This window comes from Haloferula chungangensis (assembly GCF_042664875.1).
Taxonomy (GTDB): Bacteria; Verrucomicrobiota; Verrucomicrobiia; order Verrucomicrobiales; family Akkermansiaceae; genus Haloferula; species Haloferula chungangensis.
This window is the reverse complement of record NZ_JBHTBS010000001.1, coordinates 756,709-779,162: the sequence shown is the minus strand read 5'-3', so window position 1 is coordinate 779,162 and position 22,454 is coordinate 756,709. Positions and strand designations below refer to the sequence as shown.

General features: G+C 57.4%; 19 protein-coding genes and 1 tRNA gene. 2 read left to right on the top strand and 18 right to left on the bottom strand.

Annotated elements, in window-relative coordinates:
- Nucleotides 1-49 precede the first annotated feature (49 nt).
- From ACFQY0_RS03060 to ACFQY0_RS03050, 3 genes are all read right to left on the bottom strand, one after another.
- Nucleotides 50-556 carry a PH domain-containing protein gene (locus tag ACFQY0_RS03060; RefSeq protein ID WP_379708966.1) on the bottom strand — a complete coding sequence of 169 codons (507 nt, stop codon included), beginning with the start codon at nucleotides 554-556 and terminating at the stop codon, nucleotides 50-52.
- A gap of 76 nt (nucleotides 557-632) precedes the next feature.
- Nucleotides 633-1,400: a triose-phosphate isomerase gene (gene tpiA / locus ACFQY0_RS03055; protein WP_379708964.1), complete on the bottom strand. Its 768-nt coding sequence runs from the start codon at nucleotides 1,398-1,400 to the stop codon at nucleotides 633-635.
- A gap of 39 nt (nucleotides 1,401-1,439) precedes the next feature.
- On the bottom strand, nucleotides 1,440-2,636 hold the full coding sequence (locus ACFQY0_RS03050; protein ID WP_379708962.1) for a phosphoglycerate kinase: 1,197 nt from the start codon (nucleotides 2,634-2,636) through the stop codon (nucleotides 1,440-1,442).
- A gap of 130 nt (nucleotides 2,637-2,766) precedes the next feature.
- Here ACFQY0_RS03050 and eda point away from each other — a divergent pair, with 130 nt between their 5' ends.
- Complete coding sequence (gene eda, locus ACFQY0_RS03045) at nucleotides 2,767-3,405, top strand: bifunctional 4-hydroxy-2-oxoglutarate aldolase/2-dehydro-3-deoxy-phosphogluconate aldolase (protein WP_379708960.1); 639 nt, start codon at nucleotides 2,767-2,769, stop codon at nucleotides 3,403-3,405.
- Between the two features lie 96 nt (nucleotides 3,406-3,501).
- Nucleotides 3,502-3,578 (top strand) — tRNA-Met (locus ACFQY0_RS03040).
- 413 nt (nucleotides 3,579-3,991) lie between these two features.
- Here the strand turns inward: ACFQY0_RS03040 and ACFQY0_RS03035 are convergent.
- The 15 genes from ACFQY0_RS03035 to ACFQY0_RS02965 all read right to left on the bottom strand — a co-directional run bounded on the left by ACFQY0_RS03035 (nucleotide 3,992) and on the right by ACFQY0_RS02965 (nucleotide 21,811).
- On the bottom strand, nucleotides 3,992-4,282 hold the full coding sequence (locus tag ACFQY0_RS03035) for a helix-turn-helix domain-containing protein (RefSeq protein WP_379708958.1): 291 nt from the start codon (nucleotides 4,280-4,282) through the stop codon (nucleotides 3,992-3,994).
- Between the two features lie 22 nt (nucleotides 4,283-4,304).
- A complete protein-coding gene (locus ACFQY0_RS03030) occupies nucleotides 4,305-4,817 on the bottom strand; it encodes a terminase small subunit (protein ID WP_379708956.1) in 513 nt (170 codons plus the stop codon).
- Nucleotides 4,818-5,005: 188 nt separating this feature from the next.
- On the bottom strand, nucleotides 5,006-6,229 hold the full coding sequence (locus tag ACFQY0_RS03025; RefSeq protein ID WP_379708954.1) for an AAA family ATPase: 1,224 nt from the start codon (nucleotides 6,227-6,229) through the stop codon (nucleotides 5,006-5,008).
- On the bottom strand, nucleotides 6,226-7,188 hold the full coding sequence (locus tag ACFQY0_RS03020; protein WP_379708952.1) for a toprim domain-containing protein: 963 nt from the start codon (nucleotides 7,186-7,188) through the stop codon (nucleotides 6,226-6,228). The genes ACFQY0_RS03025 and ACFQY0_RS03020 overlap by 4 nt, the downstream gene beginning before the upstream one ends.
- Before the next feature lie 100 nt (nucleotides 7,189-7,288).
- The gene (locus ACFQY0_RS03015) at nucleotides 7,289-7,513 is read right to left on the bottom strand and encodes a hypothetical protein (protein ID WP_379708950.1); all 225 of its coding nucleotides are present in this window, start codon (nucleotides 7,511-7,513) and stop codon (nucleotides 7,289-7,291) included.
- 133 nt (nucleotides 7,514-7,646) lie between these two features.
- On the bottom strand, nucleotides 7,647-8,279 hold the full coding sequence (locus ACFQY0_RS03010; protein WP_379708948.1) for a hypothetical protein: 633 nt from the start codon (nucleotides 8,277-8,279) through the stop codon (nucleotides 7,647-7,649).
- 858 nt (nucleotides 8,280-9,137) lie between these two features.
- Nucleotides 9,138-12,254, bottom strand: a complete 3,117-nt coding sequence (locus ACFQY0_RS03005) for a type I restriction endonuclease subunit R (protein WP_379708946.1) — start codon at nucleotides 12,252-12,254, stop codon at nucleotides 9,138-9,140.
- A gap of 19 nt (nucleotides 12,255-12,273) precedes the next feature.
- A complete protein-coding gene (locus tag ACFQY0_RS03000) occupies nucleotides 12,274-12,972 on the bottom strand; it encodes an HNH endonuclease (protein WP_379708944.1) in 699 nt (232 codons plus the stop codon).
- 1 nt (nucleotide 12,973) lies between these two features.
- Entirely contained in the window at nucleotides 12,974-14,440 is a 1,467-nt protein-coding gene (locus ACFQY0_RS02995) for an AAA family ATPase (protein ID WP_379708942.1), read from the bottom strand.
- A 21-nt stretch (nucleotides 14,441-14,461) separates the two neighbouring features.
- Nucleotides 14,462-15,847: a restriction endonuclease subunit S gene (locus ACFQY0_RS02990; protein ID WP_379708940.1), complete on the bottom strand. Its 1,386-nt coding sequence runs from the start codon at nucleotides 15,845-15,847 to the stop codon at nucleotides 14,462-14,464.
- Entirely contained in the window at nucleotides 15,844-16,764 is a 921-nt protein-coding gene (locus tag ACFQY0_RS02985) for a DUF5655 domain-containing protein (protein WP_379708938.1), read from the bottom strand. The genes ACFQY0_RS02990 and ACFQY0_RS02985 overlap by 4 nt, the downstream gene beginning before the upstream one ends.
- Entirely contained in the window at nucleotides 16,761-17,810 is a 1,050-nt protein-coding gene (locus ACFQY0_RS02980) for a virulence RhuM family protein (protein ID WP_379708936.1), read from the bottom strand. The genes ACFQY0_RS02985 and ACFQY0_RS02980 overlap by 4 nt, the downstream gene beginning before the upstream one ends.
- On the bottom strand, nucleotides 17,807-19,957 hold the full coding sequence (locus tag ACFQY0_RS02975) for a type I restriction-modification system subunit M (protein WP_379708934.1): 2,151 nt from the start codon (nucleotides 19,955-19,957) through the stop codon (nucleotides 17,807-17,809). The genes ACFQY0_RS02980 and ACFQY0_RS02975 overlap by 4 nt, the downstream gene beginning before the upstream one ends.
- Before the next feature lie 92 nt (nucleotides 19,958-20,049).
- The gene (locus ACFQY0_RS02970; RefSeq protein WP_379708932.1) at nucleotides 20,050-20,319 is read right to left on the bottom strand and encodes a hypothetical protein; all 270 of its coding nucleotides are present in this window, start codon (nucleotides 20,317-20,319) and stop codon (nucleotides 20,050-20,052) included.
- Nucleotides 20,320-20,521: 202 nt separating this feature from the next.
- On the bottom strand, nucleotides 20,522-21,811 hold the full coding sequence (locus ACFQY0_RS02965) for a hypothetical protein (protein ID WP_379708930.1): 1,290 nt from the start codon (nucleotides 21,809-21,811) through the stop codon (nucleotides 20,522-20,524).
- Between the last annotated feature and the right edge of the window lie 643 nt (nucleotides 21,812-22,454).

The following is a 22,454-nucleotide window of genomic DNA, read 5'->3' as shown; positions in this document are numbered from 1 at the left end:
CGCTTCGTCGCGAAGACATGAAAATGACGGCTCGCGCGAGGAGACCCCATCAAAGAGGAAGTCCCCCGTCGCCGCCTTCCATGTCGCCGCCTTCTTCGAAGTCGACTTCGCGGACGCGCTTGCGATCGCGCCAGTATTCGACCTGCTTGCGCAGCGTTTCCCGCAGGTTCACGGCGTCGGCGATGGCCTCCAGCTCCACCTTGGGATGGGAGCGGTCGGAGGTATCAAGATAGAGCGACGAAAGCCCGAACATGCGGAACCAGAAAGGACGTTCCATGCTGGTGTCCTTGACTCGATAGAGCTCGACTTCGTCGATCGTTTGATTGAGCACGCCAGAATAAAGTCGGAGGCGTTCGGTGGTGAGCTCGTAAACCCGGCAGCGGACTTTCAGGAACTCCCAGAGCATCCACCCGAGGGGCAGCACGATGGCCGCCCATGCCGGAGGAAAAAAGGTCCCGCCCACGGCGATGCCGCCAATCAGCAGGAGTCCGACCAGGAACTTACCCAGGTTCAGCACCTGTGACGGGCTGCCTTTCCAGAGGATGTCTTCATTCATACGGCGAGAGCATCTCCTGACAAGCGCTCGGAGGCGAGTAGAGAAATCGCCCGACTTTGGAGCCGGGCGATCCAGATCACTTGCTGCCGTTGACGATGATGTCGAGGAAGCTCTGAGGCTCCAACGCCGCACCACCGATCAGCGCGCCATCGATGTCCGGGCAGGCCATCAATTCCGCGGCATTGCCTGGCTTGACGCTGCCACCGTACTGGATGCGGATCTTGGCAGCGGACTCGGCGCCGAATTGCTCGGCGACGAGCGAGCGAACAAATGCGTGAGCTTCCTGCGCCTGCTGGGCACTTGCGGTGACACCGGTTCCGATCGCCCAGACGGGCTCGTAGGCGATGACCGTATCGAGAAGATCGCGCTCGGTGAGATCCTTCATGCCGATCGAAACCTGGCGACGAAGCACTTCTTCCAGCTTGCCACCCTCGCGCTCCTCGAGCGTTTCACCGATGCAGAAGATCGGACGAAGGTTGACTTCGCGGGCCTTGAGCATCTTGGCGTTGATGGTTTCATCGGTCTCGCCATAGATCGCGCGGCGCTCACTGTGACCGAGGATCACGTAGTGAAGGTAGAATTCCTTGAGCATCATCGCGCTCACTTCTCCGGTGTAGGCACCCGAGTTGTGCTCCGAGCAGTTCTGAGCAGCGAGGGCCACGGCAGAGACGTTTCCAAACTTCTCGGCAGCCTTGGCGAGCGAGACGAAGGGAGGTGCGATGACGATGTCAGCAGGGAATGTCTTGTGCTGGATCTTGGAAAGGAAGCCGTCGGCGAAGTCTTCGGTCTCGGATGGACCTTTGTTCATCTTCCAGTTGGCGGCGAAAATCGGTTTGCGGATCATGAGTAGTCGTTGTTAGGCAGTTTTTAAGTCACACGGCTTTCAGGCATCAGTCAGCGCCGCAACTCCCGGGAGGGTTTTCCCTTCGAGAAGCTCGAGGGAAGCACCACCGCCGGTGGAGATAAAGGTCATCTTGTCGTCGAGGCCGAACTTGTTCACGGCCGTCACCGAATCACCACCGCCGACAATCGTCACGCCCTCATTGGCGGCCATCGCTTCCGCAATCGCACGCGTTCCCTTGGCAAAGCTGTCCATTTCGAAAACACCCATCGGGCCGTTCCAGATCATGGTCTTGGCCTTGGCGACCTCTGCGACGAATTCCTCGATCGCGACGTCACCGATGTCGATGCCTTCCCAGCCTTCCGGAGTTTCACCGCCCTTTTCATATGGCTCGGTGCACTTGGTTTCGGCGCCTTCCTTGAACTCCTGGGTCACACGGGTGTCGGCAGGAAGAAGGAAACGCACGCCCTTGGCTTTCGCGTTGGCGAGAATTTCGAGTGCCAGGTCCAGCTTGTCGGCTTCCACCCGGCTGTTGCCGACTTCGTAGCCCTGGGCCTTGCGGAAAGTGTTGGCCATCGCGCCGCCGATCAGGAAGGCGTCGGCCTTCTCCATCATCGAGTTGATCACCTGGATCTTGTCGGAGACCTTGGCACCCCCCATGATGACGAGGAATGGCTTCTCAGGGTTCTCAAGCTTGCCGACGAGATACTCGAGCTCGCGAGCCATCAGGAATCCCATGGCGCTTTGGGAAACGTGGTGAGTCACGCCTTCGGTCGAAGCGTGCGCACGGTGAGCGGTGCCGAAGGCATCGTTGACGAAGATGTCGGCGGAGCCAGCGAGTTGCTTGGCGAAGTCCGCATCGTTGGCTTCTTCCTCGTTGTGGTAGCGGGTGTTTTCCAAAAGGAGCACCTGACCGGCTTCGAGCGATGCCCGCATTGCAGCGGCCTCTTCGCCGATGCAATCCGGAGCGAGCGCGACCTCGCAGCCAAGAAGCTCACCGAGACGGGCCGCAGCCGGCGCCAGTGAATACTCCGGCTTGGCCTCACCCTTCGGACGACCAAGGTGCGAACAGAGCACCAGTTTTGCACCCCCATCGAGGAGGTGCTTGATCGAAGGAACCGCACCCTGAATGCGGGTATCATCGGTGATCTTGCCGTCCTTGAGCGGGACATTGAAGTCCACGCGCATCAGCACTTCTTTCCCCTGAACGTCGAGACCTTGAATCGAAAGTTTAGCCATCGGCGGGAATGCCGCATATCTTATAGGGTCGAGTCAAGCCCCGCTTGATTCTCTTTCAAGGAATCCCGCTCGCGAAAATTGCCGATTTTTGGAGTTTCATGCCTGCCACTCCCATCGCAAACATCTCGGCATGCTCGACCGAATCCTCGCCAAACGCATTGTCCCTGTTGTCGTCCTCGATTCCGCCAATGACGCGGAACCCCTTGCAGAAGCGCTGCTTGCTGGCGGACTCGACATCATGGAAATCACCTTCCGCACCGCTGCCGCCGCCGAATCCATCGAGCGCATCGCCAAAGCTTTCCCGGAAATCCTGCTCGGAGCCGGCACGCTTTTGGAAACGGATCAAGTGGTCCGCGCCAAAGAGGCCGGAGCGGTTTTCGGTCTCGCACCCGGCCTGAATCCCGAGATTGTCGCCAAGGCCAAGGAGATCGACCTGCAATTCTCGCCCGGCATCATGACTCCCTCCGATGTCGAGCAAGCGCTTTCGCTCGGCTGCCAACTTCTCAAGTTCTTCCCTGCCGGAGCCGCCGGTGGTCCCGAGATGCTCAAAGCCCTGGCCGGTCCCTACGCCCACACCGGCGTGAAGTTCGTGCCGACAGGTGGGATCAGCTCGAAGAACCTCGCCGACTATCTTGCCCTGCCCGTCGTCGCCGCCATCGGGGGTTCATGGATGGTCGACAAGAAACTCGTCGCCGATGGCAACTGGTCGGAGATCACCCGATTGACCAAGGAAGCCCTGGCCGCCGCCGCGGCTGTTGGAGCGGATTGAGAAAAAATCTCGGGATTAAGTAAAAAACCTCTTGCGCAAGTCCGGCGGATGGGTAGTTTCCCGGCCCGCCCCGAAAGGAGCGGCACAAAACAAAATCGCGGGGTGGAGCAGCCAGGTAGCTCGTCAGGCTCATAACCTGAAGGTCATGGGTTCAAATCCCGTCCCCGCCACCATTCTTTAAGCCCTGTAAGTCAATCACTTACAGGGCTTTTTGTTGCCCGGATGGCGAGGGCGTGAATACCCCTGAAATGCGGGTAAATGCGGGTTTTAACGCGATCTATTGCAGGAACCGTTGCAGGAAAATCAGCCTGCAATTGCATCGATGGCGCTGAAGGCGATTCACTTCGTCAGACTCAGACCACCATTCTCCCTGCAACAGTCTGTTGCAGGGATATCGAATTGACACTGAGAATTCGAAGAGGGGGAGGATTGCGACATTCCCCCCGTAACGTGCGCGCGAAGTGTGCGGAAAACATTCGATCCGTTGGGGTCGGAGCATATTGGGGAGACATTTCGGCATCTCAATCACTCCTCGAATTTCGAGACCAATACACGCGCGCGACGGGGACCGTGTCGCAATTGCTGCCTATCCGCGTGCCCTGCCATATCGGGGAACCCGCCGGGTGCCCTTCCCCGTTGGAGGGCGCATCCCGCGAAACGGATGGTTCAACCAATTCCGATAATTGCGTCTGGTTTCTCCGCCGCTCCAGGCGGCGCGGAACCTTCTGGCGAAGCCCTCATTCTTAGCAATCCAGCGATAGAGGGTAGAGCGATGGATTCCCCCAAGACGCGCTGCGGTCTTGAAAGTATGCCCAGCCTTGGCGGCGCGGAGGATCAGAACCTCCACCGCCCAGCGCTCTTGAATTCTCCGGTTCATGATCGTGTTGACAAAGACGAAGTCAAAGCTGCCAGAACCTCCAATGGTGAACTCGGCAGAAGATCTTTCTGACTTCAGCAGCGCTCGCCGGATGATGTAGTTTCTCGTCGGCCGGGAAGTCGGAATCAGAGCATGCTCGAACCCAAGCCATCGCCGCTTTCACATCACGGTGTTTGAGTAGTCGATGGGCACTGGCGCTGGCTCCTGCTTTGCTGCGAGCGTTTGGATAGGTGGCGAGGTAAGCCCGTCGAGCATTGCAGGCGGAGTAGTCGATAAGGTACGCAAAAACGAATTTCCAATGTCGGATCGAGATTTCAGGCGGGATCTGAAAGCGCCACGGTGGGTGTTTTGCAGTGGATGTTTTGCTAAGTTTCAAAACGATAACAGAGGGCCTTCCGATCTTCGGATTGCGGGTTTCGATTTCCACCCATCCCAATTCGGCAGCTTGCTCAACCTCCCACGGGAAGATCGTATGGCTTCGATACAGGTTTCGAACCGTGTTACGGCCGCCGGTTCGGTCGAGGAGGTCCAGCATCCTATCGAGACGTTCCCGGCAAAGAATTAGAGGATAACGCATGGCGGGTAAGTGGGACTGAAGTGGTAGATGTTAGGAAGCTTTGTGTGAGGGTAAGACTTTGCTCGGGCTTTCTTCGGAAAGAGCGGTCCACCCTCCCCCTCCCTCCCTTACAGGGAGAGGGAGGGTTGGAGGGTTGGACGATCCGCTTACCCTCCGGAGGGTGAATTGAGGGTAGGTCGAGGGTTGGAGGGTAACCTTGGAACGAGGGAGTAGGATCCCGATGGACTTTTCACTGCTGCACCTTCGACCTGGTAAGTGGTGATCCGCTTCTCGGCGGTCTTTTTCGCGATCCCAACTCTCTCCATGATGCGGGCAACGAATTCCGAGTAGCTCAAGCTTTCGCCACCATCGAAGGCCCTCTCCACTTCCTCTCGAAACTTCTCCTGGCGTTGGTTCGCTTTGATCTCCCCCGCGCTTCCGGCCGAAACGTGCATGCCGGCTTCATCCGACCATTGGAAGCAAAGCCCGGCGGTCTTCGGAAGATGGCAGTGACGAGCTCGATCTGTCCAGACGGTGGTAATGCCAGTGGTGGCATCCTTCGCCAGCCGAAGCGGAGTCTCAGCTTTGCGCTCTAGCTGGCTCCCGAGGTGGCCCCGCATCTTTCCGGCGTCGCCGCTGCCAGGGTTCTCGTGGAGGACCGTGATGGTGGCGCAATCGTACCGAATCGAGTCTCGGTGAAGCATGTCCACAAATGCGAAAGACTCCTCTGGGCTGTTAGGATCCCTAACTAGATCCGCGATGCCATCGATGATGATGGCAAACACTCCCCCGAAAGTCTCTTTGGCGTCGGCCAGAGCGATTTCGAGACAGTGTAGCCGCGATTCTTGGGGGATATCGGTGACACAGTAAGAACGGAACCATGGTGGAACCATGTTCGCCCCCACCCGGTTGACCGCCCGGCGTATCAACTGGTCGTGATCAAAGCGGCTTTGTTCGGTATCGAAGTGAATGACTCCGTATCCCTTCTCGTTCTCGGCACTGAAGCCGAGAGTATCGGCGTCGCTGCGATTTCCGTCCATGATTGCGGCGATGATGGCTCCGATGACGGCGCTTTTCCCGGCCTTGGCCGGTGCTTGAATGTTGGTCAGGTTCCCAGGGGTGGATATGACGTGCTTGCCAAGCTTGAGAATCGGGATCGGCCGAGGTGGTACCGTGGTATGATCAAATACTCTCTCGCCGAGCATTCGGCGGAAGTCATCTTTTGTCAGAGTTTCTGCCTCCGCATTCTGTTTCGCCTCGACCTGCTCTTGTGTCGGTTCGAAGGCAACGACCTTCACCGCTTGAACAAAATAGGGATCGGCGGCCGTGCCAATGTTCACCATTCCTTCCCCCGGTTCCGAGACCGCCGTGGAAACATCTTCATCGCTCATGAGAAGATTACCTCCGGTTGGATGATGTCAGCCAGGTCGGTCAGGTCCTTTCCCCGGGGTTGGAGTCTCACCACGTCCACCTTACAGCCCAAGTTGAAGAGCTTTGACTCCCAGTGTGCCGCCATCCTATCTCCCGCACCATCAGCATCGGGAACGAGTCGGCAGTGTCTTCCCCGGAACCACGGCACAAGCTCGGAATGGAGTTCCTTGCAGGAAGCACCGAGAAGCGCCATAGGCTGCCATGAATTCGTACCGCCGTGATTTCTTCGATAACGGTAGTAGTGGCTAATTGCAGTAAGAAGATCACGAGGGCCTTCCGTGATAAGGATGCCCTTCGCATTCGGACTCCTTTTCAGAAGATCCGCTCCGGGAAGCCACTTCTTCTCTACGCCCTTCAGCGGGTAAGCCTTGGACTGGCCAAATGACTTTCCATCGCAACGGCGAATCTCTGCGGCTTTGTTTGCCGTGTCAGTGATGGCGTAGCAACGGATTCCATCAATCTTGAGGAAACGGAGCATTCCCAACTGAACGGCCACCATGGCGGCGTTCGGATGAAGGTTCATCTTCTTTGCGAAAGCGTTCCAAGTCTCCTCGGTGCCCTCGACGAGTTCACCGGGCCAGATGATTTGCTTCTCTCGTTCCGGCTTCGTTGTCGGCGCGGGCGCTGGTGGCGCATCTCCGTGATCGATGCCCAGGCGTTCAAGAAACCACGCCCGCACCTCGACCCAATCCCCTCCCAATGCGTGATGGACGAATCCGACGCCATTCAGATTGAGGCCCTGGCTACGGTCGGCAAACCAACGATCATCCTTGGAAATGTCGCAACTCGGATTCGAGTCGGGGCGGAATGGCGAAGCGAACTTGGTTCCCGGACGTGGCGGGTTCCCGGGTAGCCGCAACATGGACCAGAGTGCGGTAATGGTGTAGGTGGCATTCGCCTCCGCGAAGATGTCTTTCATGGTGTGCAATCGAGGTTGCGGCCTGACTCATGAAGGGGTAATCTCTCGGCAGCTAATCACTTCCGCCGGGTCGATCTTTTCATGAGGTCGGCCCGGTTTGTTAGCGGGCTTCGATCGGATCGATTCGGAAACGACGTTCAAGGGCGGCTCGGACCTGATCGGGATCGAAGTAGGTGCGGCGTCCGATTTTGTGAACCGGGATGAAGCCCTTTGCTTGCCAGGCGCGGAAAGTGCGAAGGCCAGGGCGGGAGGTTTCGACTGGGAAGACAATCTTGATGCAGTCTTCTGCACCGACGAGTTGCGGGTGGCTTGATGAAGTAACCATAGGTCATCACCATGCCACGAGAGACATTAAGATTTTGATCGCGCCGACCCCCTTCAGCTCATGATTCACAGGCAGAACTTCAAGGGAGCGAGTCTAGTCCTCAGTCACTCCAGCTAGGTTCTCAGTTCGTGGACTATGGTTTTCCGGATTTGATAGATCTTTCAGCCTCCAAGCCCTTTTTCACACATTCTTCGAGAGAAGCCGCCACCGCTAGGCACGTGTCGTGGCTCTTCATACTCAGTCTCCAAGTGCGAAACTCCTCCAAATAATAGGATGCCGAAAATCCGATTGAAAACCCTTTAGATCTTTGGCGCTCAAGGACTGCGGGGATCACGGCCTCGTCAATTGGGAACGAATCCGGCTCGCTCCAATCAGGATCATCCCTTGCCTCGGCAGGTGGATGCCGTCCCCAATAGTCCGCATGTTGATCGCGTCGAATTTTAGCAGTGAGGAATGCCCGCCACCAGCGCATACGATCATCCTCACGAGCGAGACCCACGACGGTCTCGAGGTAACGATTGAACGGGATTCGGCCCTCGGTGTCGTTCCACTCCGTCACGCGGGGCATGAAGTGTGTCCCGACCTTGAGGGGTCCATAGAGCGTAAATTTTTCACGGAAGGCTGCGCTTGTATCCTCCAATCGCTTTACAATCTCTTTTCTTTTGCGTGCGGAGGCGTCCCAAATAGAAGCAGCTAGGGCAAGTCGACGCTCCGCTTCCTTGCATGCCAGATTTAAATGATCCTCGGGAATCTCATTGCCTACCATCGCGGCAAGTTGGCAGAGCTGCCATTGTGTCGGGGGCTCAGAATAACCGTGGACCTCTACCAGAAATCGACGGAGCGATTCGATAGCTGGATCCGAACTAGTTGAGGGCTCTGGCTCTGATTTACTCATTTTATGATCTGTTTCTCGAGACTCGGATTAGTCTGATTTTCTCACACGATCCGGGTCTCAGTAACTCGATTAATTCCACGCCCGCCGCAACAGGAGCATGGATGGAAAAAAGGTACGGAGTCGCAGCCATCTCCTCCACAGTAGTCGCAAGGTTGAGCAACGCAGACGACTCGTTTGTCACCCCCGCATGAGACGCAATCAGGGTCATTCCCACAGGTTATACAGTCAGTGAAAAAAATAATCTCGCCGGTTGATGCCTTCCATTCCGTGACTTCCCTAGTTGAAGAATAGGCAATTGGTTCTAGGCCCGGAGGGCGATCTCTTGAGGCCATCCATTCTTTGGGAGCGTAGTGCTCTACATCGTCATTAAAATAGCCCTGTCCGTCGCAGTTATGACAGGGTTCTGGTTCTGCATCATCTTCCTCCGTGTAATAGAGACGACCCTCGCACTCGGCACAAACGACATCACCTGCAAAAGTTTGTCGAATTACGGGAGACGAACCTTTCCCGTTGCAGTCCATACAAGCCTGAATTTCGCGAGTCACTACTGACTTCATGCCTCCGCATTTTAGACAAATGGCATGCTTGCCTTCTCCATCAGATATGTATCCAAGTCCTGAGCAAGGGGCGCAGACAGAAAGCTTTTCAATTACCGTGGAACCTTTCCCCGAACATGCTTCACATGGGAGCAAATCGACTCGTCTCGGCCCCGTTGGGTGCCAGTTTGGATCAATGGTCTGCCCTATTGTATTTTTCATGATCGACTGACTCCTCAGGAATTGCCTCGTAGATCGCCTTGGACAAAACACCGAAAGCGGCATCGCCGAACTCCTTGTCGTCCATGTAGCGGGTGACGATCTTGTCGTTGTCGGACATCCGTTGGATCATGAGATCCTCGATCATCTGCCGCAGCCCGAGCTGAAACTTGTCGAAAGGGTTCGCTTGGCGAAGCTTCACGACCTTCTCGGAGTTCTTCGCCTTCTCCTGAATCTGTTCGAAGAAGAACTTATCTTCATCGGTAAACTCGGTGCCGAAACGATCGTTGAGCACCTTGATGATTTCAGACAGCGGAGCCTTCTCTTCCTTGGCTTTGCCGGTGCCGACATCGGTCGGGCTTTTCACGCCTTCGGCTTCACCTTCCTTTAGCGCGATTTCCCCCGAGTAAATTCGTTGCAGGCGGTAATATTGGAGCCCGATCTCGTCGCCGAGCTTCACCTGATCGGTGTCACGGTCGAGAGGAAGGTGCGGCAGCAGAAAACGCCCGTAGCTGTAGAGCATCTCCAGCGCAGGATCGACGTAGGGCATGATCTGACTCAGGAACGAGTAAAGGTTCACGTAACCCTGCAACTTCCCGCGAAACTCCGCACGCTGCTCCTCGGCCTCCATCGCCTTGTAACGGTCCACCGCCGGTTGCAAATGGAGCTGCATCGACGCGTGATCTCTGGCTGTCTGCTTGGCGACCGGTTTGTAGAACACCTTCGCGAAGGCTTCGACCTCGCTGTCGTGGTAGATCTGGGCGGCGTCGAGCTCGTGCTTCAGGCCTTCGAGCTGATGCGGGTCCGAGCCCTCTTGCAGGCTGGTCGCGTCGTAGTAGGGCTTGAAGGCTTTGTAGATGTCTTCGGCGTCGTTGACGAAATCGAGCACGAAGGGATCCTCCTTTCCGGAGGTCATCCGATTGAGCCGGGACAGAGTTTGCACCGCCTGCACACCGTCGAGGCGCTTGTCCACATACATGGCGCATAGTAGCGGCTGGTCGAAACCGGTCTGATACTTGTTGGCCACTAGCAGCACCTGGTAATCCGGCGAGGCGAACCGCGCGGGAAGCTGCTTTTCGCTGATCGGGTCGCCGGTCACGCAATCGAGGTTCATCTTGGGCTCGGTGAATTCCAGCCCGCTATCTGGATCCTTTACCGTACCGCTGAAGGCCACCAGTGAGCGCATGTCGCTGATCCCGTGCTCGGCGAAGTAGGCGTCGAAGGCCTGCTTGTAGCGCACCGCGTGGAGACGGGACGAAGTGACCACCATCGCCTTGGCCCTCCCGCCGAGATGACCGCGCACCTTGTGACGGAAATGCTCCACCATCACCTCGGTCTTCTGCTCGATGTTGTGCGGGTGCAGGCTCATGAACTTTGCCAGCGCACGCGCCGCCTTTTTCTTGGGCAAATCTGGATCGTCCTCCACCGCCTTCACCAGCCGGTAATAGGTCGAGTAGGTGGTGTAGCGCTTCACCACATCGAGAATGAACTTCTCCTCGATCGCCTGACGCATCGAGTAGAGGTGAAAGGCTTCGGGCAATCCACCGCCATCGGGGCGTCCGAACAGCTCCAGAGTCTTACCCTTCGGAGTGGCGGTGAAAGCAAAGAAGCTGAGGTTCTTCTGACGACCGCGCGACTCCATGATCTGGTTAAGCCGGTCTTCCCAATCCGGTTCTTCCTCGGAGTTCTCCTTCCCGCTCGATCCGAGGATCGCTTTCAGCTCGCGGGCGGTCTCGCCGGTCTGACTGGAGTGGGCTTCATCGACGATGATCGCGTAACGGCGCTTGGCGATCTCCGCCTCCCACGCCTCCGCTTGGGCGATTTCCTCTTCGGTCGGATTGTCCACCCGCTCCGCGCCCGCCGCATGGAGCAGGCCGCGCAGCACGAAGGGAAACTTCTGGAGTGTGGTGATGACGATCTTGGTGCCGTCGATTAGCGCATTGGCCAGTTGCTTCGAGTCCTGATCAATGGCCTTCACCACTCCCTGCGCGTGCTCGATCTGGTAGATCGCATCCTGGAGCTGGCGGTCGAGCACCTGCCGATCGGTGATGACCACCACGCAATCGAAGACCTTGGCGTCGTCTACATCGTGCAAGCTAGCCAGCCGGTGGGAGAGCCAGGAAATGCTGTTGGTCTTGCCGCTGCCGGCGGAATGCTGGATCAGGTAGTTCCCTCCTGGGCCTTCGAGACGAGCGGTCGCGACCAGTTTCCGCACCGCGTCGAGCTGGTGGTAGCGCGGGAAGATCATCGTTTCCTTCAGCACAAGACGGTGACCGCCGTGTCCGTCTTCGACCTTCTCCTCGCGCTTCTCGAGGAAGATGAAGTGGCCGAGGATGTCTAGGAAGCTATCGAACTGGAGCACGTCCTCCCAGAAATAGCCCGTGCGGTAGCCGGAGGGATGCAGCGGATTGCCCGCGCCGCACTGAATCTTCCCCGGATGGCTGCCGCGGTTGAAGGGCAGGAAAAAGGTCTTCTCGCCAGCAAGCCGCGTCGTCATGTGGACTTCGTCCGGATCGACGGCGAAGTGGACCAGCGCTCGCTTCTTGAAACCGAAGAGCGGGGCGTTCGGATTCCGGTCTTGTTGGTACTGCTTCACCGCGTGCCGCCAGTTCTGGCCAGTGCCGGGGTTCTTCAACTCGATGCTGGCCACTGGCAGGCCATTGACCGCCAGCAGCATGTCGAGCGTACGGTTGTCGCCCGGATGACAAGGCACCTGGCGGGTGACGGTGAGCCGGTTCTTCCCATACTGCTCCAGCACCTCGAAGTTGGCACCGTGGGCCGGCCGGAAGATCGCAGCGCGGAATGTCTTGCCGTAGAACTTGAACCCGTGCCGGAGCACATGCAGCGAGCCCTTGGAATCCAGCTCCTTCGCCAGTGTGGTGATCAGCAATCCCTCCAAACCGTTGCCGTGGAGTTTTTCCATCTCCGCCCACAGCTTCGGCTGGGTCTCTTGAATGAAGGCGAACACCTGTGCGGGAAACAGCGCCCGCTCCTTGTCCCACTCCGCGTTCGTCCCGGGCTTCCATCCTCCCTTCGTCAGGAGGATTTCTTCCACGTAGGATTCAAAGGCGGTCTCGGTGGTTTGGCTCATAAGGGTTTCAATTCGAATACTAAAGCCGTCCTCTGGATATAGGCTGCGTGCCCTGATCGAAACAATTTGAAGCTGCTTTGAACTGGCGGATCAATTCGGAGCGGACTTCCGGCCTGTCATGAAACACGGCCATCCAAATGCTAAAGTGCCCCATCTTCGAGGCGTTGCGAGCAATCGATCCTGGGCTGAATGCTCCATCAGAGGCTAGGTAGTCCCGTCTATTCTCAGATGCTATCTCCCACATCTCCTTCCTCTTCTCCATTCCGTCATATGCGATATCTTCGCCGTAGTTTGCTGCCGCTGCTGGGCTCTTCATGGCCCCGATCATATTCAGGGTATCGCCCGCGGCTTGGCTAAGATCCGCCGACAGACCTGGCACGACTTCAACTCGACCATCGTCAAAATAATGGAAGGCACACATTGTGTTCTCGCGATGTGGCCATACGTATCTCCCCTCCAAATCAGTCTGTCTCGCTGATCCGAGATGATGATGCTTGTAGGTATTGCATGTGGAACACGCGACTAAGAAATTGTCCCACTCCCGCTCGAACTCAGGATGAGGGTCTTTGGGGTAAATGTGTTCGATGTGGAGGCTCTGTGGTGATCCAGGTTCTTCGCAGTATGAGCATTGAAGCCCGAGCCGAAGCAGAAGCTCAGGCTTGGCATCAGGGTAGCGGGCTAGGGTGCCAAGAGATTGGCCTTTATCGACGGGCTTCATGTCAGTCCTCGGATCCAAAACGCGCATCGGTTTTCAGTGCAAGAAACGCCTGATAAGCTGGGTTTCGTGCATAGCGGTTTCCTAAACGATCTAGCCTCTCCCTAAGAGCATTGATCTCGCTCTCATTCGAAGTTCCTGCTGCATAGACCGCTCTCAGGTAATCCTTGGCAGCTTCAAGCTCTTCCTCATAACGAACGCTGGTCTGTCCCTCCACATCCATCGCTTTCTTCGCAATCTCCTCGATACCTCGGTCTGCGACATCGCCAATTGGCCTTCCTTCGATATTCTGAACACTACCTGGCGGTGTCGCCTGGACTATGAACGGCGAATGCGTTGTGGCTATGAACTGACAATTCTGAAAGAGGTGCTCCAATGCTGGCACGATCTCCCGCTGCCACTTGGGGTGTAGGTGGACATCGATCTCATCGATCAAGACGATAGCATCGCCCTTCCCAATATGTTCAGTGGGGAATTGAAGTGAGAGTTGCCTCGCAATGTCGACGAAAAGCGAAAACAGCCGCTGCTCTCCATCAGATAGTTGACTCAAGCGGAGAGGGCCAACTTTGCGTCGGATCATGATGTGAGGTGTAAGCTTAACTTCTAAAGACGCTGACTGGAGTCGCTTCTTGGCGTCCTCCGACATTCTCATTCGATCCCAAATCTCTCTCGGATCCGGGAGATACCCCTCACTCGACTTGCGTTCACGTTCGCCGGGATTAAGAACCACGTTGGATTGATCGGGCCAATCATACGGCCGCTTGCGATGGCGTAGCCAATCTTCGTGGAAAAAGCGCAGGGCTGCAGAGCGAGCCATCTCCTCTAATTCTGCATCCACAATCGGATCCCATTTCTCATCTTTAGGAACCACCAGAGAACAATCGTAAGGCTCGAAACGCCAATAGAACTGATGGAAATCTGGGTCGAATGTGGAGAGCATCTTGCCAACGAAGCTTCTGACGGACTCACTATTCCCGAAGCGGGATTCGGTTGAACGTGGCCGTGGTCGAATTGATTCTTCCATTTCCATCCGATACAGGAACTCCTCATCGCTACGGTATTCTTCACCCTTGGGACTTCGGATTCGCTTGGCCTGCCTGACCTTCATCCCAGGGCACGTCGCCTCGTTCGATGCATAGGAGAGAACCAGAGGGCGCTGGCTTCCGCGGGGTGATCGTTCAGTGCGTTCCCAAAGCTGCTTGTGAATGGAGAATTGCCGAATGCGATAGCTTGGTGATTCGACTACAGCATTCACTTCTGCATGACTGGCGTGGAGCCGAATATCGTCGTCCTCTAACCAAGGCCGCCGCCCCATTTGGCCAGGCGCTCCAAGGGCTGCGAGCAACCCACGCAGAATTGTTGTCTTTCCTGCTCCGTTCTCGCCGACGAGCAGGTTGAATCCAGGCTGAAATTCAAAGGTCCGTTGATCGAACTGGCGAACATTGGTCAAGGTGATGCTTGAGAGGTGCATGGCGTGCTAAAAAGCTCGGAATTAGGTACTAATCGAAGACGTTCGGACGTCAATCTTCCCGGTGACGGCGGCGGTGATGAGGGCGCTGCGGTATTCCTTAAGGCGCTCGATGGCGGCCTCGACCTTGCCGACGAGAGCGTCGAGTCTTGCGGCTTCCTCGTCGAGGTATGCGGCGATGGCACGTTGTTCTCCTATTGGAGGTTGAACTAACGGAAAATTGTAAACTTGGCCAAGTCTCAGGTGGGTCACGGTGCTTCCTCCTGCCTCACCCTGAATGTAGGTCTTCGCAGCGTCGCTGTAGAAATACAACAGAAGGTAGCGAGCATCCAATTTCCCAGCGGTCACGCGAAAATACATCATCCGTTGGCCCATGCAGACGGGATACTTGCCATCGAATAGCGCAGCTTCTCCTGCCGGAGCCTCTCTCGTGAAGAAGACATCGTCCTTTCTTGGAGCTCCTCGTAAAGTCCACTCCTTGAAGTTCACTCCATCTGTTCTGAGCGCATTGTGCAGATCAATCTTCCCGTTCTTCACGTCGGTGGTTCGTAGCACAATGAAATCCCCGTCCTCATAGTAGTCAGGCGTCCGGTTTTTGCAGTCTACGATTCCGTCACAAATGTGCTTCGCACGGCGAACCTCCCAATGCTCCGGCACGTCTCCGAGCCAGTCGATGCCGGAGGGTTTGAGGGGTGAGTTGAGGGGGAGCTTTTGGCCGGCGAGGGCTTCGAGCTTGGCGAGGGTGGCGGGCGGGAGGTCGGCAGGGAGGCCGCGGGTGACGGTGCGGGAGATGAGCGCGTTGCGCTTCTCCTTGAGCCGCTCGATCAAATCCCGCTTCTTGCCCACCAACTCGTCGATCCGCCCCGTCTCACGATCCAGATACGCGGCGATGGCGGTTTGTTCGAGAAGAGGTGGAGTTGGTATTCTTATTCTCCTTAAGTCATCTTGGCTCAGATTTGGCTGACCTCCGCCAGTCGAGAGAGAGATCAAAATAGGACGCCTCATCCAAAGCCAGTAGTAAGCAAACTTCGAGTCGAACAACCTGGGCTCGGCAAAAGCACAGCAAGCTTGGTTGACTGTTGCGGGAATTCCTAAAATGCCCAGCCGTCCGATGGTCGCCCCATACATGGCAAACAAGAGCGTTCCGATCGGGTAAACCCGCAGTGCGGTGTAGATCGACAGCGCCTCTTTCGATAGAGCCTTTTTCGTCCCAGTAATCACGGTTTCGCGCAATTCCGACGTTGTGACCCAAGGAGTATCTCCGTCATAAAACTCACTAGAATCACTCTTAGGTGTCGTCCCGCTGCCAATTCTCGAAAAGCCAAACGTGATCTTTTGTGTTACCCAATGTTCCGGCACATCGCCGAGCCATTCCACGCCGCTGGGTTTGGTTTTCGGGTAGGGTTTCATGCGGATTCTCCGCCGTAGGCGGCGTTGAGGTAGGGTTTGGCTTTTTCGAGGTCGGCGAGGCTCTGGATAAGGAGTTCCAAGTCGCCGGTGCCCCAGTGGCCGATGCTGCGGACGTCGCGGGTGAAGCCCTCGACGTGGGGGTGCTCGTCCGGGTTCAGGTTCACATAGATCCGCAGCACCTTGTTCTGGAAGACGACGGTGGCGAAGTTCCGCAGGCGCTTGAAGGCGATGTAGAGCTTGAGGTCCTTGCGCTGCACGTCGTCGCCGAGTGAGCGCAGGTAGCTTTCCAGTTCGCCGAAGATCTCGGCGATGCCCGGCGGCAGGTCGGCGAGCCATTGGGCGACGGTCTTGTCGGTGGATACGGTCTTGACCGTCTTGTCCTCGGCGGCTGGGACCTCCAGCGGGGTGGCGGCGCTGACGGCATTGGCCAACTCCAGCAGGAGCAGGTCCGCGCCGAAGCGGCGGTAGCGGATCAGCTCGATGTTGCGGTTGATCTGCTGGACGGCGTGGCCGTCGTATTTGGTGAAGTCGGCGGCGATGCAGATGAGCCGGGGCGCGGACCAGTCGATGGCGGCGGCGGCTTCCATGCCAAATTGTTCCAGCACGAGCAGCTTGAACTCGGCCTGATGGTCCATGAGCCAGTCGAGGTAGAACAGGCCCTGGTTAATAACGTTCTCGCTGGAGCTGCGCTTGTATTCGAGGATGACCGGGCAGTGGTTCTCATCCAGCCCGAGGGTGTCGATGCGCCCGGCGTGGGTCTTGCCGGTGGAATACTCGCTGGCGACGAAGCGGATGCCGAGCAGCGGGTCGAGGTTCTGCTCGATGAGCGTCTGGAGCGGCTTCTCCAAACGCGAGGCCGAGCCCTCGATGGCGCTGGCCTTGCCTTGGTCGAGACGGAAGAGACGGATGTCGCTCATGGTTGTGGCTCGCGGGGTTTCTTCGGCCTCGGGAGCTGCTTCAGCTCCTTGGCGGTTTTCTCGAATTCCGCATCGATGCGCTGCGGTCGGGCATCCAGCAGCTTGCGGTAGTGTTGATACTCGCGCTCGGCCTTCGCCTTCGCGTCCGGAGCGGAGATTTTCCCCGCGTGGTCGAGCAGTTCGCGCCCGGAGATTTTCAGGAACTCATCCAGTTTCGTAACCCAATCCTGCATCGACATCACCTTGCGCTCCAAGGCCTGGAGTTCGGCGTATTCGATGTAGAGGTTCACGATGCGGTTCAGCACCTGAAGCTCGTCCTCGGTGAGGTAGTTCTTGGCGATGCTGACGTCGTCCTTCCGCACGATGCCTCCCGGCCGGGTGGTCTGGAGCCCCATGAAGGGTTTGTCCGCATCCGCCCGCTCCACGATGATCTCGGCGGCGGTATGGCCGTGGGTGGCCCAGTGCATCTTGTTCTGTACTGTGGCAAAAAACCGCTGCGACTGCTCGGCATCCGGCGTGTAGTCGACACTGGTCGCGTAAATATCCAGGACCTTCTGGTAAAACCGCCTTTCCGACGAGCGGATGTCGCGGATCCGCTCCAGCAGTTCGTCAAAGTAGTCCTGCTGTCCCTTGCCTGGCGGATTCTTCAACCGCTCGTCATCCATGGTGAAGCCCTTCACCAGATACTCGCCCAAGCGTGCCGTGGCCCACTGCCGGAACTGGGTGCCGCGGTGGCTGCGGACCCGGTAGCCGACCGCCAGGATCGCTTCTAATCGATAATGCCGGAGCTTCCGCGAAACTTCCCGGTCTCCCTCCAATCGAACTTGTAAGTAGTCCTTACAAGTTGCCTCCTCCGTCAGCTCTCCCTCGGCGAAAATCGCCTTGAGATGCTGGGTCACGTTCTGCGGCGTCGTTTGGAACAGCTCTGCGATCTGCGCCTGGGTCAGCCACAAGGTTTCGTTCTCCAGCCGGCACTGGATGCGCGTGCGGCCATCCTCGGTCTGGTAGAGGATGAGTTCGGATTGGGGCAAGGGGTCGTCGCTCATGCCGTCACCTCCTTCAGCAGCTTCAGGATATCCGTTTCGAGCGCCTTGATGTCGGCGGAGATCACTTCCAGCTCGCGCGGCGGTTCGTATTGGTAGAAGTGGCGATTGAGCGGGATTTCGTAGCCGATCTTCGTCTTGTCCTCGTCGATCCAGGCATCCGCCACATGGGGCAGGACCTCGCGCTTGAAGTAATCGTGGATGCTCTCCTTGAGCGGAACCATCTCGGTATCGCGCAGGTCGGTGTCAGGCTCGGGTTCGCCGTCGCGCTTGGTGCAGATCTCGGCGGTTTCGTCGCGTTCGCCAAGAGCGGCGAGCACGGCCTTGAGTTCCGGGGCGCTGAGGCGGACACCGCGTTTCTTGTCCAAGTCACGAAGGGCGAGGAGGAACTCCTTGCGGTCCTTGAAGAGCTTTTCCTTGGTCACCTCGCCGAATGCGATGAGCAGCTCGCGAATCTCCTGCTGGCGCCGCTGCCCCGCTTCGATCTCCGCCTGACGCTTTTCCGGGTCCTTCTTCTTGCTGGAGGCGAGGTTCTTGAAGGTGGTGTTGTCCTCGAGCAACTCGATGCGCTCGGCGCTGGCCTGGAAGCTGAGCCGCAGGGGGCGCTCGACGGTGATCTTGTGGTAGCCGAAATCCTCGTTATCAAAGACCTTGCTGACCACGCGCTCCCGGTCGCCCAGATCCTTGGTGATCGGATGCTTTTCCTTGAACACGCGGGTCTCGCCGTCGGTGAAGGTGCCGAAGATCCGGGACAGGTCGCCGATGTGGTCGGGGTCCTTCTCCTTGTCGTCGGGATCACCGATGCGCCGGCGTTTGTTGCCGAGGCTTTTCTCCATCTGGACCCAGAACTGTCGGGCGTCGATGAGCTGCACCTTGCCCTTGCGCTCCTTCTCCTTGCGGTTGGTGAGCACCCAGAGGTAAGTGGAGATGCCGGTGTTGTAGAAAAGCTGTTCGGGCAGGGCGACGATGGCCTCGAGCCAGTCGTTCTCGATGATCCAGCGGCGAATCTCGCTTTCACCCCCGCCGGCATCCCCGGTGAAGAGCGGCGAGCCATTGAAGACGATGGCGATGCGGCTACCGCCATCCTTAGGCGCGCGCATCTTGTCGATCATGTGCTGGAGGAAGAGTAGGGCGCCGTCATTGACGCGCGGCGTGCCAGCTCCAAAGCGGCCGCTGAAGCCGAGCGAGTCGTGTTCGTTGTCGATGTACTTCTTCTGCTGCTTCCACTCCACGCCGAAGGGCGGATTGGCGAGCATGTAGTCGAACTTCCACTTGTTGCCCTCCCCATCGCGGTCGAAGCCGTCCTTGGTGAAGGTATCACCGAGGATGATGTTGTTGGCTTCCTCGCCTTTGATGAGCATGTCGGACTTGCAGACCGCCCAAGCTTCGTCGTTCCAGTCCTGGCCGAAGAGCTTGGGCTGGGCTTCGGAGTTGAGCTTCTTGATGTAGTGTTCCGCCACCGAAAGCATTCCACCGGTGCCGCAGGTCGGATCGTAGATGGTTTTGACCACGTGGCTGCGGGCGAGGTCCTTTTCCGGGGAGAGAAGCAGGTTGACCATGAGCTTGATGACTTCGCGGGGCGTGAAGTGCTCTCCCGCCTCCTCGTTAGACTGCTCCGCCCCGATCCGGATGAGTTCCTCGAAGACGTAGCCCATTTGCATTTCGTCCACCCGCTCGGGCGATAGGTCGATCTTCGCAAACTCCTTGATGACGAGGTAGAGCAGGTCCTTTTCCGCCATGTAGGCGATCTGTTCGCCAAACTTGAAGCGCTCCATGATGCCCCGGACGTTGGGGGAGAAGCCGTTGATGTAGCTGTTAAGGGAGGGCGCGAGGTTGTTGGGGTCGTCCAGCACGCCGTTGAGACCACTGTCCTTGGTCGGTGCTCCGATCGTCAGCTTCGAGAGATTGTAGAACGGGACGCCGGTGATCTGGGAAAGACGATGGCGGATGATATTTTCCCCCTTGGTCTTGATCTTTGCGTGCTCGGCCAGCACCTCGGGCTTCGTCGATTCGAGGATGCAGTCAAAGCGCCGGAGGACGGTGAGCGGCAGGATGACCTTGCGGTATTCGTTCCGCTTGTAGGGGCCTCGGAGGAGGTTGCAGATGCTCCAGATGAAGTTGGCGATCTGGGTGTGAGATTCAGTGGTCATTATGGAAAAAAGGCCGATCAATAGGCGGGGTCGGAAGCGTGCTGCAAAGGGTGGGACATCCGTAGGGGGAAGGAAGGAGGAGAATGATAAGATTAGGGAACGAATTTCACGCCGGCGAGAGTCCAGCCTGTGACATCGGTGGTGGCGTGGGTTTCAGGCTGTGGGCTGAAGACGAAGATGGTTCGCGTCGAGGTTCTTCCCTTCTCAGTGATGTAGGGCTCGCGTCGGTAACCCGTGATTGTGCCAGACAAGAACGCCGCCTCAGCTTTCCGGCGATGGAAATGGACGGGATGGCCGATGACAGCCTCAGCGCGGGCGATCGAGACACGCCAGTGGCCCGACTCCATGACGTCGGAAGCCACTTGGTAAGGTTGGGGGAATTGGGGGCCTTCTTGATTTAGAAGGTGGAGGCTCGGCATGGTCGGAGCATGAAGCAATTTGATCAATAAGGTCAATGGAACGAGGCAAAGAAGTGCGACAGCTGACCGTTGTGGTGCGCCCCGATGCGCCCGTCTTCACCCTCCTTACCCACATTCTAGCTTCCCTCGCACATCGCCGGGAACTTTATGCCGTCATTTCGATCACGCCGGGCTGCTTGACGGGAATCGACTCCGCAATCACAGCACCCGCACGCACCCCATGTGGAATGACACTGAAAAACGTCTCCCCCTCCTCCCGAGGGTGAACATTGAGATAGTGTCGACGGACGATCGATTCCGAGTTGCCTGCTTGGAGAGCTGCATCTCCCACTGAACGATGAAGGGCAACATGGTAGGAGATGAAGGAGTGCCTCGCCTCATCGTGATCTAGTTTGAAGTGTTTCCGAACCTGTTTCGCCAAACGATCGAAATTGGTGGGAATGGTCGGAAGAGGTGCGACTTTCAACCACGCGGAGAGGTTCTCGGAAATCGTCACATGGCGTTCGTGTCCGGTCTTGGAAACCTTGGCCGGGATGGTGATCGTATTAGTCTTCAGATTGATCAATTTCTCTTCCTGTCCATTCATGCGTTCGATTTCACCGGGGCGGATCCCTGCGAAGTAGAGCAGCGCGTAGTAGCGAAGCATCACACCACCTTTCCAACGGGAGAGAACGCGGAATAGTCGGAGGACTTCCTTCGGACTGGTGGTGGCGGGCTTGGCTTCCTGCTCTTCCCTCACCTGCCGTGCCGAGAACTTCCGGATTGGCGTGACGGGGTTCTCGAATGCAAAAGGCCGATTGCTCGCGACATCCGCCACTGTCGTCCATTCAAAGAATGAGTGGAGGATGTTTCGGTAGTTGTTCCAGGTCTTGCGAGTGGCCTTGTTGGTGCCGTCCTTGGCCCTCAATCCACGCAAAAACTTCTCGACCGATTGGGCTGTCACTTCATGGGTGAACGGATTGTCGGTCTCACGAAGGAATTGATCGAGGACGCTCTTGATGCCTTTGAGGGAACGCTCACGAATGGCGTCGCGCTCGCGGTCATCGCGGTAAAGATCCATGGCTTCCCGAAGAGAGATCGTGAACTCCGGCGGCCGGTGGTGGCGAAGGAAGAAGTCGAGCGCCTCGGTGAGAGTGTAGGTCGATCCGAGACGATCGAAAGCTTTCACAGCCTGATCGAGCTGGTCGTCGCTGAGCGGGCAAAGCATGAGCCGCTGCTTTCGTCCTTCGTTCTTCAGCTCGACCCGCTTCAACGCAGCAAAGGCTTCAGCTTTGAGGAGATCCTTGAACTGCTTCCGTTGCCACTTGCCGTCTTCCTTCCATCCTTGAACCAGATGGGACGTGTAGCCTCTGGCATCGACGTGCGGCCGGATCGTGATCGTCGAGGCCGCGTGCTCGTCAGCGGTGACACGGGTGCGTTTCGCTTTCCTGCTCATCACCGCACTTCATCGCATTTCTGAGCGGACAACAAGCATCTATTGCAGGAAGTGACGCAGGAAAAAACCTGCACCCTTCTACTACAATGCCTCACCTCAGGCTCATAACCTGAAGGTCATGGGTTCAAATCCCGTCCCCGCCACCAATGAAGGCCACGGTTTCCACACCGTGGCCTTCGCCATTTCTGGGCCAAGCCTCCATAATCGTGAGTCCTGCCCCTTTCCGGATTGAGGCACCGTAAGCGCGAAACGTCAGCGATTTGCTTCTCGTTTCGAATGCCTCGACGATGCAGCTCGGAACTCCCGGGATTTCGACAGCCTCTACCACGCAATTGTCGAGCTTTCCTTAGAGCAAGCGCGAAAGCGAGCTTCCGCGCTTGCCGATCTAACAAGGCGTCGGCCCAGCATGAGCGATGACTTCATGACCGACCTATTCGTGAAATTCCTCCAGCATGATCTCAGGGATCTAACAGACGAGCTCCAAGCATTCGCGAGTTCCGGCCCTCAAGTTAATGACGGCAAGGGATCAAGCACTTCCAGCAGCAGTTTCAAAGACCTCCGGCACGAACGCTACCACGCTGCCCGTGAAGTTCCCGCGCTCTTGTCCGAACCTGATGCCGCCATCCGCGCCCACATGTGGATC